This is a genomic window from Chryseobacterium sp. VAUSW3, assembly GCF_002205795.1.
Classification (GTDB): Bacteria; Bacteroidota; Bacteroidia; order Flavobacteriales; family Weeksellaceae; genus Kaistella; species Kaistella yananensis.
On record NZ_NIUY01000002.1, the window covers coordinates 569,318 to 583,468 of the forward strand.

Sequence of the window (14,151 nt, forward strand, 5' to 3'; positions counted from 1 at the left end):
AACTGATTTAAAAAAATATTCTGTTTACTTGATTCTATTAACTCTACTTTTTCCGTTGACAAATTATCTTTTTTTCAAGTTTGGATACAAAAGGATATTTTATGACCTAAGTTTCCCCATAATTGTTCCCGAAATAATTATTGTCTTAATGTGGCAGATTTTTAATTTGCTGAATATTTTGAAAAATAAGCCCTCAAAAATTTAAAACATCACTCACCAAAATATTATGGGAACATCCTGCGCACCTGCACCTGCTGATAAGAAAAAATATATCGAAGACATCGGCAAGATCCTGATCACCGATTACGGAAAGAAAAAGTATTACAAGCCCGAAGAAGTGAAAAAAGCTCACCGGAAAAGCAAGTGGTATGACGGTTTGGATTTTTCCTGCTGGGCAATGAGCACATTTTCTTCACATGAGGATTTTGATGAGTATCATGAAGCCACAGGCGAAATCTGTGATTACACTGAAATGAAAACTGAAATGCTTAATGGATTATCGTCGTCTGCAGAATCCGACTGGTTCGTACTGCCGGATATAGACATTGATGGTTCTTGGCTGGATTTCGGGGATCTATTCTGCGGCATTTTAGAAGGAATCGGAGATTTGGCAGGCGGTATATTGGAGGGGTTATAACAGTTTCATTAGGAAATACACAATGAAATATCTTTTACTACTTTTTTCACTCCTGACATCCATCAACATTCCGGCCTGTAAGTGTGACACTCCTACGATCAAGAACTCTTTTGAATCAGCAGATTTTGTATTTACCGTTGATATATATGATGTAAATACAACCTACAAAACGGGATATTGGGAGGTTGAAAACTCTTTGGCGAAAGCAAGAATAGAAAAAGTTTACAAATCGTCTGCGCCTGACTTCAGGAGTAAAGAAATTACATTATTCGGACAGCAGTTCAATTCCTGTGATATCATTTTTAAAGAGAAAGGTAAGTTTCTGATTTTTGCCAATGTAGAACCGGATACCACCTTCTTTTACTCTTCATTTTGCTATGCAACACAGGAAATATCTCAATTAAGCGAAAGTGAGTTTGCACTTTTGGAGCAACTGAAGAACAACTTAGCTAAAGAAATTTCAACACAGAACAACTTTGAATTATCTAATGAGGACCTGCTTACGGCTCCGGATAAAGTATTAAAGCAACTTATGATTGAAAATGCGCAACTCTCGGAACAACACCGAAAACAGAAAATCTATATTGCTTCTCTTTCAGCTTTATACCTTTTAACCTTTATTATTTTCATTTTATTTTACAAAAAGAAAAAGAGTAATTAATAATCAGGAATTACACATATATCCATAAAAAATCCCTTCAAATGAAGGGATTTCTATTTTAAAACGAATTCTTAAAGCGTATTGCCTTCTTCCAGAATTTCTTTGTGCTGGTATTCCTGCACGAGGTCGATCGCGTTTGAGATGACGTCGCTCAGGGCCGTGATAAAGGTGTTTTCTTCGGCGAGGCTAATGGCGTGTTTCAGCGCATCGATTTCTTTTGGAATGATTTCGTAGCTTACATCCTTACCCGAACTCTGCATCCCGTCGATCACCAAAGCGTTGATTTCCTCTTCGGTCCTGCCGCGAAGGTGCTTTTCGTTTCGGATGATGATATGGTCGAACATGCGGCCTGCAATTCTGCCGCACTCGCGGATATCGCCGTCGCGGCGGTCTCCGACTCCGGAAATGATTCCAATCTTCTTTGGCGAATCAACATTTTTAAGGTAATCTTCAATAGCCTCGTAACCTGCAGGATTATGGGCAAAGTCGATGAGGACCTTGAATTTCTTAAATTTAAAGATATTAAGCCTTCCCGGCGTAAGCGCAGGACTTGGAATAAAGGTACGGAGTGAATTGGCAATGTCCTCGATCCCAAAACCGTGGAGATAAGCCGCCAAACTTGCCGCCAGGACATTAGAAATCATGAATCTTGCCTTCCCTTCCATGGTGATCGGGACATTAATTGCCTTTACGATGCGGATCTTCCAGTCGCCTTTTTTAATGGTGATGAAGCCTTCTTCGTACACACAGGTTACTTTCCCTTCTTTGGCGAATTTCTTAATGTGAGGATTATTCTCATCGAGACTGAAGATGGCGACCTTAGAATCCAGATCGGGCATCAGCCTCATGGAATATTCATCGTCAGCATTCAGGACACTCCAGCCGCCTTTCTTTACGGAGTCGAGCACTACCCTTTTAACGCGTGTTAAATCTTTCAGGTTGTGAATATCATTGAGACCCAGATGATCTTCTTTAATGTTGGTCAGTACGCCAATATCGCAGGAACTGAATCCCAGACCCGAGCGTAGAATTCCACCACGGGCAGTTTCCAGTACGGCAAATTCAACGGTAGGATCTTTAAGGACAAATTCTGCGGAAATTGGTCCTGTAGTATCGCCCTTGGTAAGCATGGTATTCTGGATGTAAATCCCGTCAGAGGTGGTAAAGCCTACTCTGTAGCCGTTATTTTTCACGATATGGGCAATGAGTCTTGTGGTGGTGGTTTTTCCGTTGGTTCCGGTTACCGCAATAATAGGAATCCTGAAAGGTTTGCCCTGAGGATAAAGCATATCGACTACCGGCGCGGCTACGTTCCTTGGCAGTCCTTCGCTTGGTGCCAAATGCATGCGGAATCCGGGAGCAGCGTTCACTTCCAGAATCGCGCCACCGCTTTCCTTGAGCGGCTGTGTAAGGTTTTCTGCCATGATATCAATTCCACATACATCAAGACCAACAATCTTGGAAATGCGTTCGCACATGGTAACGTTCTCGGGGTGAATCATATCTGTAACATCGATGGAAGTACCGCCTGTAGAAAGGTTAGCGGTAGATTTAAGATATACCACCTCACCTTTCTGCGGGATGGTGTCGAGGGTATAATTCAGTTTTTCAAGAAGTTCATTCGTGTCTTTGTCGACGAGAATTTCAGTAAGCACATTTTCATGCCCGTAGCCTCTTCTGGGATCAAGATTTTCTTTATCGATGAGCTGGCGGATATTGAGTTCTCCATCGCCTACAATATGTGCAGGCACCCGGCGCGCTGCCGCCACCATTTTGTGGTTGATAACCAGCACGCGGAAATCATAACCGGTAATGTATTTCTCAACAATTACCCTGCTGGAGTACTTTTGCGCATGCTGCAGACCGATTTTGGCCGTTTCGAGGTCGTTGACATTGATGGATGATCCTTTGCCGTGATTACCATCCAGGGGTTTCAGTACAATCGGATATCCAATTTTGCGGATCACCCTTTCGAGTTCTTCAGGTTCTGTCACCAGATCGCCGGAAGGCACAGGAATAGCGGCCTCATCGAGCATTTTTTTAGTAAGTTCTTTATTACAGGCAATGTCTACAGCAATGGATGAGGTTTTCCCGGTAATTGTTGCCTGGAATCGCTGCTGGTTGACGCCATAGCCCAGCTGCACCAAAGAGTTGCGGCCAAGGCGGATCCACGGAATGTTTCTGGCAGCGGCTTCTTCAACAATACTTCCGGTAGAAGGCCCGAGTCTTTCGCGCTCCCGGATTTCGCGGAGTTGCTGAATGCAGGCTTCAATATCGTAATCTCGTGCTTCGATGATACATCGTGCGATTTCCACGGACTGTTCTGCGGCATAAACTCCGGAATTTTCTTCCAGATAACTGAAAACAACATTATAGATGCCCGGGGTTTTGGTTTCCCTGGTACGGCCGAAACCGGTATCCATCCCGGCAAGGGTCTGAATCTCCAGTGCGATGTGTTCGATGACATGGCCCATCCAAGTGCCCATTTCCACCCGCTGAAAGAAGCCTCCTTCGACCCCTTCGGAACAGCGGTGTGTGATTAAGGAAGGAATCAGTTTTTCGAGCCTCGTACGGAAGCCTTCAATTTTATTGGTGGGCAAATGCTCTACTTCTTCCAGATCCAGCCGCATCTGGATGAGTTTTTTTCTGCGGATGCTCCAAATATTCGGGCCTTTTAGAACCTGTATTTTTTCAATTTTCATAACGTAAATGTGTAAGGTGACTGATGTATGAAAACCAAAGATAATTGAAAAACAGTATAATTCGGCATAATTTTTTACACAGACTCTGAATTATTAATAAATAAACAGCGTAAATATCAGTGATTCAGTATTATTTTTATTTGATTTAGCGCCTAAGCCTCTGATTATTTTTTTTAAATTTGCATCCTATGAGACCAGTTGGAAAATTAATGATTATCGGTGGAGCCGTAAATAAAGGCAGTTTTGCAGAAACCGATTACGACCAGAATGTAGAAAAAAACCTCAACTTTTTTGAAAGAGGCATCCTCAGGAAAATCATCAACGAGTCACGGCTGAAAGAGGATTCGGTGATCGAGATCATCACCACAGCTTCTCAAATTCCACAGATTGTGGGCCCAGAATATAAAAAAGCATTCGAATTTTTAGGTTCGAAAACCGTTAATATCCTCGATATCCAGAACCGGGAACAGGCTAACAGCGATGCTATCGTGGCACGTGCCAACGCTGCCGATGTGGTGATGTTTACCGGAGGCGACCAGCTGAGGCTGACTTCGATTCTTGGAGGGACAAGATTCCATGACGCTATTCTCCTCAAATACCAAGAGCAGGATTTTATCTATGCCGGAACTTCGGCAGGCGCTGCAGCAGCTTCTGAAAACATGATTTATCAGGGTTCGAGCAGTGAAGCGCTTCTGAAAGGTGAAATTAAAACTACCCAGGGTTTAGGATTTATCGAAAATGTTATTGTCGATACACATTTTGTTCAAAGAGGCAGAATCGGCAGACTTTTTCAGGCCGTGGTAAACAACCCACGCACCCTGGGAATTGGTCTGGGAGAAGATACCGGACTCTTTATTCACGGCGATACGATGACGGCTATTGGGTCCGGGCTTGTGATTCTGGTGGACGGCAGATTCATTAAAGATACTAATCTTACCAAGATCGACCTGGGGCAACCGATTTCCATTGATAATCTAACGGTTCATGTGATGTCCCAGAATGATTATTTCGATCTGAAGACGAAAGAACTCACCATCGTGAACTCGCAGTACAGCCCAATCCCACAGGAACGTTAAGGAATTTAAATTTTTAATTACGTTCGCTCCGCTATCCTGCTTTTGCAAGCTATTAACATCCTATTCAGAAATACATGAAAATCATCATCCACGGCGGCTTCTTCTCCGAAAGCGACCAAAGCCACGAAGTAAAAGTGGCCAAACAAAATTCACTCAAAGCCATTGCTGCCAAGGCTTTTGACTATTTGCAGAGCCATACAGCAGAGGAGACTGCAGTATATGCAGTCTCTTTGCTGGAGGATGATACGCTGTATAACGCCGGAACCGGATCACAAATCCAGAGCGACGGGAAAATCAGGATGAGTGCGTCGTTGATGAACGGTGAAAACCAGAAGTTCTCCGGCGTTATCAATATTGAAAATGTAAAAAATCCGATTCAGGTCGCCAGGGTTCTGATGAAAGAAAACGATCGGGTTTTGGGTGGAAACGGAGCAAAAACTTACGCTACTGCCAATGGATTTGAGGACTACTCTACTGAAATTCCACAACGCAGAAAAGAATATGAAGCGAAAGTGAAAAACGGCGGGAAGGGCACTGTTGGCTGCGTGGCACTCGACCGAAATGGTCATTTGGCAGCAGCAACGTCCACGGGAGGCAAAGGTTTTGAAATCGTTGGCCGAATTTCCGATTCTGCAACGGTAGCCGGTAATTATGCCAACAGATACTGCGCGGTAAGCTGTACCGGAGTTGGTGAAGATATCGTGAGCAATGCCACTGCCGCGAAGATTGTAACCCGCGTCACTGACGGAATGAATCTTGAAGAGGCTTTTGAAAAGACTTTTGCTGAATTAAAAGAAATCGACGGGTTTGCCGGAGCCATCGCCATCGACCGAAACGGAAACTTCTTTCACCGGGATTCGCATCCAACCATGGTTTTTGCCAGTTTCGACGGATCAACGTTCGAGGTCTTCGATTAAAGTAAAAAAAACTGTCCCATTTCCGGGACAGTTTCTCTTCGTATTAAATTATTACTGCAAAGCTTATTTTGTTTCAATCGCTGCCTGCGCGGCTGCCAATCTTGCAATCGGTACGCGGAACGGTGAGCAGCTCACATAATCCAGACCCAGTCTATGGCAGAATTTCACCGATTCGGGGTCACCGCCATGTTCGCCACAGATTCCGACTTTAAGTTTAGGTTTCACGGATCTTGCTTTATCCACTCCGATTTTAATGAGTTCCCCAACACCGCTTTGGTCGATGGATACAAACGGATCTTCAGGAAGCAGTTTCAGATCAAGATATTTTGGCAAGAATCCGCCGATATCATCCCTGGAGAATCCGAAAGACATCTGGGTAAGATCATTGGTTCCGAAACTGAAGAAATCTGCTACTGTAGCCAGGGAATCCCCTTTCAGTGCGGCACGTGGCGTTTCGATCATAGTTCCGTAAAGGAAATTGATTTCTTTTACACCCATGTGTTTGCAAACTTCATCATAAACCCTGTCGACAATTTCTTTCTGGTGACGCAATTCGTGACGTCCCATTACCACAGGAATCATAATTTCAGGGTAGGCTTTTTTACCTTCTTTCTGAAGTTCAGCTGCCGATTCCAGGATCGCGCGAACCTGCATCTCGGTAATTTCCGGATAAGAAACTCCCAAACGTACTCCACGGTGGCCCAGCATCGGGTTGTTTTCGTGAAGTGCCAGGATTCTGCGGTTCAGCACACTCATTCGTACGCCAAGTTCGCGGCTCAGTTCCTGTAATTTTTCTTTGTCGTGAGGAACGAATTCGTGTAAAGGTGGATCTAACAGACGGATGGTTACGGGATTTCCGTTCATCACTTCCAAAGTGGCTTTGATGTCTTTTTTCACAAATTTGAAGAGTTCATCGAGTGCAGTTTTTCTTTCTGCCACTGTGGTACTCATAATCATTTTTCTGAGGAGGAATAAAGGTTTTTCGCTTCCTTCCCCGTAAAACATATGCTCTGTGCGGAAGAGGCCAATTCCTTCAGCACCGAAATACGATGCCTGCTGTGCATCTTTTGGTGTATCTGCATTGGTTCTAACGCCTAATTTTTTAGCTTTATCCACCAGCGTCATCAGAACTTTGTACGATGCGTTCTGGTTAAGATCGGTATTTGAAAGCTGCAGCACACCCTCGTAAGCCAGACCGGTGGTTCCGTTCAGGGTAAGCCATTCGCCTTCGTGAACTTTTTTTCCCGTATTGGTTACAAAATATTTTTCTTTTTCGTGAATTTCAATGTCTGAACAACCTACGATACAGCACTTACCCCAACCTCGGGCTACTAAAGCTGCATGAGAAGTCATACCGCCTTTTGTTGTAAGAATCGCCTGGGATTTGTGCATGCCATCGACATCTTCAGGAGAGGTTTCTTCCCGTACGAGAATTACTTTTTCGCCTTTAAGTCCCCATTCCACTGCTTCTTCTGAGGAAAAGACCACTCGTCCTGTAGCACCACCGGGGCCGGCAGGAAGACCTTTTGCAATCGGTTTGTTTTTCTTCTCTTCTTCGGGATCAATCATCGGTAAAAGCAATTCGATCAACTGATTTGGACCTACGCGCATTACCGCAGTATCCGCATCAATAAGTTTTTCTCTGTACATGTCGGCAGCCATTTTCACTGCTGCTACCCCGTTACGTTTACCTACGCGGCACTGGAGCATATACAGCGTTCCTTTCTCGATGGTAAATTCAATATCCTGCATGTCTCCGTAATGTTTTTCCAGACGTTTTTGGATTTCATTGAGTTCTTTATACTGCGCAGGCATTAATTTTTCTAAAGTTTTAAGATCTTTTGAATGATCATTTTTAGAAGCGTTGTTAATTGGTGCCGGAGTACGGATTCCCGCAACCACGTCTTCACCCTGTGCATTCACTAAATATTCACCATAGAAATGGTTGTCGCCGTTTCCGGGATTTCTGGTAAAGGCTACACCGGTACAGCTATTATCGCCCATGTTTCCGAAAACCATCGCCTGTACATTTACCGCAGTTCCCCAATCATCAGGGATTCTCTCAATTTTTCGGTATTCGATAGCTCGTTTACCGTTCCAGGAAGCAAATACAGCGCCTACTCCGCCCATCAACTGATCCCATGGATCTTCAGGGAATTCAACTTTAAGGTATTTTTTAGTTAAGGCTTTGAATTCTTTTACAAGTTTTTTAAGGTCTGCCGCAGAGATTTCGGTGTCGAGTTCTACCCCTCTTTCTTTTTTAAGGTCGCCTAACCTTTCATCCATAATCTTACGGATTCCTTTGCCTTTAGCAGGTTCCATACCGCCTGCTTTTTCAATCACTACATCGGCATACATCATTACGAGTCTTCTGTATGCATCGTAAGCAAATCTTTCGTCGCCGGTCACTTCAATTAAACCTTTCACGGTTTCGTCATTCAGACCGATATTAAGGACGGTATCCATCATTCCGGGCATTGATCTTCTGGCTCCGGAACGTACGGACATGAGTAAAGGATCTTTTACGTCCCCAAATTTTTTGCCCATAAGTTTTTCAACCTCTGCAAGGGCATTTTTTATCTGTTTTTCGAGATGGGCAGGATATGTTCTGTTGTGGTTATAAAAATAAGTACACACTTCGGTGGTTACCGTGAATCCTGGAGGAACCGGCAGTTTAAGATCTTTGTGCCCCGCCATTTCAGCAAGGTTCGCACCTTTACCTCCGAGAAGGTTTTTCATCGATTCGTTACCGTCTGCTTTTCCGCCTCCGAAGGAATAAACATACTTGTCTTTAATTTTGCTGACACCGTTTTCTGCAATGGGATTTTTCACTGATTGTTTCCCGTTTGCTTTTCCTCCGTCTACGGAGTACACTTGCTGTTCTGCTTTGGCTTTGGTAGTCATAATATGTTAATTTTTAATTATTTCCTTTAAAAAATACAAGTAAATTTACGCAGAACCTGAAGTTAAAAACCAGATATCAGTGTGACAATTATCAATATTGACAAATTTCATATCCACACCAAATTCATTTAATTCATGAAAAGAAAAAAGAATTGCATCATTTTTGTACCCACGAAAACCAGAATATTAAAAATAAAATTATGAAAACTTTATTTGCAGTCGCTATTTTGGGAACTTTATCATTTGCAAGCTGTGCCCAGAAAGAAGAAAAACGGGAAGAATATAAAGACTCACACAGCGTAGAGGAACGAAGAAATGCCGGAGTGGATTCCGCAGCATTTGAAAATGAAACCCAAAAGGAGGATTCCCTCAAAACAGAATAAAAAAATGCGTCAGTTGACGCATTTTATAACTTTAGTAATTAAAGAGTACGGAACCCCAGGTAAATCCGCTACCAAATGCGGAGAGGAGTACCAAATCTCCTTTTTTTACTTTACCCTGCTCTATCGCTTCGCTCAGCGCAATAGGAATTGATGCAGCGGTGGTATTGCCGTATTTCTGAATATTATTGAACACCTTATTATCCGGAAGACCCATTTTATTCTGTACAAACTGTGCGATGCGCAGGTTGGCCTGGTGCGGAATAAACATATCCAGATCATCCACCGTTTTACCGGCAGATTCCAGAGCCTCCATCATGGTTTCCGGGAATCTCGTTACTGCGTGTTTAAAAACGAAATTTCCGTTCATTACCGGATAAACTTCAGCATCGGTTACATTTTCGGGTTCCAGGCGCATCCGGTCGCTCCAGCCGTATTTGGATCCCGGAAATTTGGTGCAGAGTTCATCCGCATACTTCCCTTCGGAATGCATATTTACCGCTAAGATATCACCAGCAGAATTTTCTTCAGAAGCAGAAAGAATTACGGCACCTGCCCCGTCTCCAAAAATTACAGAAACTCCTCTTCCGGCATCAGAAAAATCGAGCCCGAAAGAATGCACTTCCGCACCCACCACAAGTATATTTTTATAAGTTTTCGACTTAATAAAAGCATTGGCCACGCTCATCGCATATACAAACCCCGAACACTGGTTTCTTACATCCAACGCTCCAACGGTGTTGCAGCCCAGCATTTCCTGAAGCAAAACCCCACAGCCAGGGAAATAATAATCCGGTGACAGTGTAGCAAAAACTATATAATCGATGTCTTTTGCAGTGAGTCCGGCCATTTTTAAGGCTTTTTCTGAAGCTTTGAAAGCTAAAAATGCCGTAGTCTCATCGGCATCGTTACGGTTTTTTCGGTGGTGGCGTTCTTTGATGCCTGTGCGTTCTGTAATCCACTCGTCACTGGTGGTCATCAGTTTCGAGAGGTCGTCGTTTGTTACGATGTTTTCAGGTACATAATGTCCTATTCCTTTGATAATGCTTTTCGTCATGACGATTAAAAAATTTATACAAATATAATTTTTATTTAAGGAATCGGGAATCTTTAATACCAACTGAAAATAATCATTAAATTTGTTGAATGCCTATAGAAATAATTTACCGTAAGGAGCACTGCGAATGGATTGATGTGGAAGCTCCAACTCTGGAGGATCTTAATTTTCTCCATGAAAGATATAATATCAATACGCTGCTTCTGGAGGATACAATTGATCCAAACCACCTGCCGAAATTTGAGCAGGACAATGGCGTGAAATTTTTTCTGATGCGCGAAAACACTGAACTGGAGCGCACGAACCTTAATACCATCAGCGATATTTCTACGAAACTGGGAATTTTCATGTTCCAACACATTATTATCACCGTTCACCGGATGAAAAACAGAAGTGTTTATGAATTTAAAAAAGAAATTCTCCTTCCGGAGTATGAAAGCATCAGTACCGATACCATTGCGCTGAAACTGGCTCTAAAAGTGATGAAATCTTTCGATGAAGAATCGCAGAACCTTTTGGAAACGATGGACAATATTGAAAATGAAATATTTCTGAAGACGACCAACCATTCCAACCAAATCCGCAGACTTTATAAACTGAAAAGAAAATCGGGTCTGAATGCCAGAATCCTGAATATTTCTGCGGACTGGATTGATAAATTTAAAACCCTAAAGTTGAGTGATACGGAAATAAGCGACCTGAAAGACAAACACAAAGATGTAATCGCCGATTTTGAGCATCTGAATGCCCAAGTTACGAACCTTATATCAATGTTTCTGGCCATGAGCGACCAGAAGGCAAACCAGGTTATGAAAGTGCTGGCTATTTATTCCATGTATTTCTTCCCGATTACGTTTATCGCAGGAATCTACGGAATGAATTTCGACAACATGCCGGAACTTCACCAGCCTTTGGGGTATTTTATGACGTTGGGATTAATGGCCTTTATTACGCTGCTCACTTTTATTTACGTAAGAAGAAAGAGGTGGTAGGTTTTTAGAAATCGAAGTACATATAAAATAAAAATCCCGGCTTTTTACAGTCGGGATTTATTTTTAAAAATGATTTTTTAGAAGCTCAGGACTCTTACATCAATTCTTCTGTTCTGTGCTTTACACTCATCGGTATCATTAGCCTCGCAAACCGGGAACAGCGGTCCGTAACCTTCGGCTTCCACCCTGTCGCCAGCAATTCCCAATTCGAGTAATTTCAATCTGGCAGTCTGTGCGCGAAGGCTGGAGAGTTTCATGTTGGTATCTGAATTACCTGTATTATCTGTATAACCTCCAAGTTTAACTCTAACATTGGGATAAGCATTCAGGATTTCCGCAAGGTTGGTCAACTGGGCTTCAGAACCCGGCTTCAAATCGCTGCTTCCGCTTTGGAAATGAAGATTTTCGATGGTGAACCATGTGTTCGGATCCAATAAAGCCTGATCTTTAAGCTTAATGCCGTTATACAGCGCATAGATTTGACTGTTCTGACCCATTAAGATGGATTTATCGGTTAATTTCACTTCCTGAACATTTCCTGTGTCATATACATAATCACCATCAGCATTTAATCCTCCGCTAACTTCCTGTGGTGTAGCAGAAGTTCCGGCATCCATACCCGGCGTTTCTGTCGCGACGGTGGTTATTCCCATCATTTTATTGAGCGATTCCAGCTTTTCTTTTCTGTTATTTTCAATTTTATCTTTATGCATAATGGCTAAAGTTGGTGCAATAACCAAAGAAACAATCGACATTAATTTGATCAGGATATTCATTGAAGGCCCTGAAGTATCTTTGAAAGGATCACCAACAGTATCTCCTGTTACGGAAGCTTTGTGCGGGTCAGAACCTTTATAGAAGGTTTTACCGTTAATATCCACTCCTTTTTCGAAGGATTTCTTTGCGTTATCCCAGGCACCTCCGGCATTATTCTGGAACATTCCCATCAATACACCTGAAACGGTAGCTCCCGCAAGGAAACCACCCAAAACCTCAGGACCGAAAATAAATCCTACCAAAAGCGGAGAAACCAAAGCGATTGCGCCAGGTAACAACATTTTTTTGATTGATGCGTCTGTAGAAATGGCTACGCATTTTTCGTATTCCGGGGTTGCTTTACCTTCGAGAATTCCAGGAATCTCGCGGAACTGACGGCGAACTTCTTCTACCATCGCCATTGCTGCTTCTCCCACGGCTTTTATTGCCGAAGAAGAAAAGATAAACGGAATCATAGCACCCACGAATAAACCTGCCAAGACATCGGCTCTGTAAATATCAATTCCGTCAATCCCTGCAATACCTACAAAGGCTGCAAACAAAGCAAGCGCTGTTAGAGCCGCTGAAGCGATAGCAAAACCTTTTCCTGTTGCTGCTGTGGTATTCCCTACCGCATCTAAAATATCTGTTTTTTCACGAACTTCTTTCGGTAATTCGCTCATTTCTGCAATTCCACCAGCGTTATCGGCAATCGGTCCAAAAGCGTCAATCGCAAGCTGCATTGCCGTTGTTGCCATCATTCCGGCGGCGGCAATTGCCACTCCGTATAATCCAGCACAAAGATAAGATCCGTAAATACCGCCCGCTAAAACCAGGATAGGTAAAAGAGTAGATTCCATCCCTACAGCAAGACCACCAATGATGTTGGTTGCATGTCCTGTGGAAGACTGTTTTACGATGCTTTTTACGGGTCTTTTACCCATCGCGGTGTAATACTCAGTTATGATACTCATTAAAGTTCCCACTACAAGACCTACGATAATCGCTCCGAAAACACCCATTTTGGTGAACTCGTGGCCTCTTAATGTCATGGTTTCAGGTAAAAGATAATTTACAAGGAAATAAGATGCAACAGCGGTTAATACAATACTCCCCCAGTTGCCCATGTTTAAAGCGTTCTGTACGGGAGCGGTATCTAATTCTGCCGATTCACTGATTTTTACGAATAAAGTTCCGACCATTGAGAAAATAATTCCGATTCCGGCAATCAGCATTGGTAATAAGATTGGTGCGAATCCTCCGAAAAGATCCGGAGACACGGTTTCGTTACCCAAAACCATGGTGGCTAAAACAGTTGCTACATAAGAACCGAATAAATCGGCTCCCATCCCGGCAACATCACCTACATTATCCCCCACATTGTCTGCGATTGTTGCAGGGTTTCTTGGATCATCTTCCGGAATTCCGGCTTCTACTTTACCTACTAAATCAGCACCCACATCGGCAGCTTTGGTATAAATTCCGCCACCTACTCTTGCAAAGAGCGCGATGGATTCGGCACCCAGAGAGAAACCGGTAAGGATTTCGATCGCTTTTTCCATTTCATGGGTATTAGCGGCTGCATCTGGTGCAAAAATCTGCTTGATGATTAAATATAAGGCGCCCAATCCTAAAACTGCTAAACCGGCAACACCCATCCCCATTACAGAGCCTCCGGTGAAAGATACTTTTAGGGCTTTTGAGAGTGATGTTTTCGCTGCTTCTGCAGTTCTTACGTTGGATTTGGTGGCGATTTTCATTCCGATAAATCCAGCCAGAGCAGAAAGCACTGCTCCGAATATAAATGCAAGACCAATGCTCCAGTGCGAATTGGCATTACCAGCTCCCATCAAAGCGAGCAAAATAGCAACAATAACCACGAAATACATCATGATTTTGTATTCTGCTTTAAGGAACGCCATTGCGCCATCGGCAATGTGCCCACTAATTTCCTTCATCCTGTCGTTACCTGCATTCTGTTTACTTACCCAGTTACTCTGGATAAAAGTGTAGATTAAAGCAATAATACCAAAGATGGGTACTAAAATAAATAAATTCATAGGTTATTT

The 14,151-nt window shown here is 43.0% G+C and carries 10 protein-coding genes; 6 read left to right on the forward strand and 4 right to left on the reverse strand.

Annotated elements, in window-relative coordinates; all coding sequences use genetic code 11:
• Positions 1 to 226: 226 nt before the first annotated feature.
• Together CDW55_RS07890 and CDW55_RS07895 are read left to right on the forward strand one after the other, a co-directional pair.
• Entirely contained in the window at positions 227 to 637 is a 411-nt protein-coding gene (locus CDW55_RS07890) for a hypothetical protein (RefSeq protein WP_088469202.1), read from the forward strand.
• Between the two features lie 22 nt (positions 638 to 659).
• Positions 660 to 1,298: a hypothetical protein gene (locus CDW55_RS07895; RefSeq protein ID WP_088469203.1), complete on the forward strand. Its 639-nt coding sequence runs from the start codon at positions 660 to 662 to the stop codon at positions 1,296 to 1,298.
• A gap of 71 nt (positions 1,299 to 1,369) precedes the next feature.
• Here CDW55_RS07895 and cphA read toward each other — a convergent pair whose 3' ends face one another.
• The gene (gene cphA / locus CDW55_RS07900) at positions 1,370 to 4,000 is read right to left on the reverse strand and encodes a cyanophycin synthetase (RefSeq protein ID WP_088469204.1); all 2,631 of its coding nucleotides are present in this window, start codon (positions 3,998 to 4,000) and stop codon (positions 1,370 to 1,372) included.
• Between the two features lie 188 nt (positions 4,001 to 4,188).
• Here cphA and CDW55_RS07905 point away from each other — a divergent pair, with 188 nt between their 5' ends.
• Complete coding sequence (locus tag CDW55_RS07905; RefSeq protein ID WP_088469205.1) at positions 4,189 to 5,076, forward strand: cyanophycinase; 888 nt, start codon at positions 4,189 to 4,191, stop codon at positions 5,074 to 5,076.
• 74 nt (positions 5,077 to 5,150) lie between these two features.
• Entirely contained in the window at positions 5,151 to 5,993 is an 843-nt protein-coding gene (locus tag CDW55_RS07910; RefSeq protein ID WP_088469206.1) for an isoaspartyl peptidase/L-asparaginase, read from the forward strand.
• A gap of 63 nt (positions 5,994 to 6,056) precedes the next feature.
• Here the strand turns inward: CDW55_RS07910 and ppdK are convergent, their stop codons facing one another.
• Positions 6,057 to 8,897 (reverse strand): pyruvate, phosphate dikinase, encoded by a 2,841-nt coding sequence (gene ppdK, locus CDW55_RS07915; RefSeq protein ID WP_088469207.1) that lies wholly within the window; start codon positions 8,895 to 8,897, stop codon positions 6,057 to 6,059.
• Between the two features lie 200 nt (positions 8,898 to 9,097).
• Here ppdK and CDW55_RS07920 point away from each other — a divergent pair, with 200 nt between their 5' ends.
• Positions 9,098 to 9,280 (forward strand): hypothetical protein, encoded by a 183-nt coding sequence (locus CDW55_RS07920; RefSeq protein WP_088469208.1) that lies wholly within the window; start codon positions 9,098 to 9,100, stop codon positions 9,278 to 9,280.
• Between the two features lie 31 nt (positions 9,281 to 9,311).
• Here CDW55_RS07920 and CDW55_RS07925 read toward each other — a convergent pair whose 3' ends face one another.
• Positions 9,312 to 10,334: a 3-oxoacyl-ACP synthase III family protein gene (locus CDW55_RS07925; protein WP_088469209.1), complete on the reverse strand. Its 1,023-nt coding sequence runs from the start codon at positions 10,332 to 10,334 to the stop codon at positions 9,312 to 9,314.
• Between the two features lie 89 nt (positions 10,335 to 10,423).
• On the opposite strand from CDW55_RS07925, the gene CDW55_RS07930 reads away from it, so the two are divergent.
• Positions 10,424 to 11,326: a CorA family divalent cation transporter gene (locus tag CDW55_RS07930; protein ID WP_088469210.1), complete on the forward strand. Its 903-nt coding sequence runs from the start codon at positions 10,424 to 10,426 to the stop codon at positions 11,324 to 11,326.
• A 77-nt stretch (positions 11,327 to 11,403) separates the two neighbouring features.
• On the opposite strand, the gene CDW55_RS07935 is transcribed toward CDW55_RS07930, so the two are convergent.
• The gene (locus CDW55_RS07935) at positions 11,404 to 14,142 is read right to left on the reverse strand and encodes a sodium-translocating pyrophosphatase (RefSeq protein WP_088469211.1); all 2,739 of its coding nucleotides are present in this window, start codon (positions 14,140 to 14,142) and stop codon (positions 11,404 to 11,406) included.
• Positions 14,143 to 14,151 lie beyond the last annotated feature (9 nt).

What these genes read in the sequence shown, in the direction of transcription:
- CDW55_RS07890 (WP_088469202.1), top strand. Translation starts at nt 227, where the DNA reads ATGGGAACATCCTGCGCACCTGCACCTGCTGATAAGAAAAAATATATC.
- CDW55_RS07895 (WP_088469203.1), top strand. Translation starts at nt 660, where the DNA reads ATGAAATATCTTTTACTACTTTTTTCACTCCTGACATCCATCAACATT.
- cphA (WP_088469204.1), bottom strand. Translation starts at nt 4,000, where the DNA reads ATGAAAATTGAAAAAATACAGGTTCTAAAAGGCCCGAATATTTGGAGC.
- CDW55_RS07905 (WP_088469205.1), top strand. Translation starts at nt 4,189, where the DNA reads ATGAGACCAGTTGGAAAATTAATGATTATCGGTGGAGCCGTAAATAAA.
- CDW55_RS07910 (WP_088469206.1), top strand. Translation starts at nt 5,151, where the DNA reads ATGAAAATCATCATCCACGGCGGCTTCTTCTCCGAAAGCGACCAAAGC.
- ppdK (WP_088469207.1), bottom strand. Translation starts at nt 8,897, where the DNA reads ATGACTACCAAAGCCAAAGCAGAACAGCAAGTGTACTCCGTAGACGGA.
- CDW55_RS07920 (WP_088469208.1), top strand. Translation starts at nt 9,098, where the DNA reads ATGAAAACTTTATTTGCAGTCGCTATTTTGGGAACTTTATCATTTGCA.
- CDW55_RS07925 (WP_088469209.1), bottom strand. Translation starts at nt 10,334, where the DNA reads ATGACGAAAAGCATTATCAAAGGAATAGGACATTATGTACCTGAAAAC.
- CDW55_RS07930 (WP_088469210.1), top strand. Translation starts at nt 10,424, where the DNA reads ATGCCTATAGAAATAATTTACCGTAAGGAGCACTGCGAATGGATTGAT.
- CDW55_RS07935 (WP_088469211.1), bottom strand. Translation starts at nt 14,142, where the DNA reads ATGAATTTATTTATTTTAGTACCCATCTTTGGTATTATTGCTTTAATC.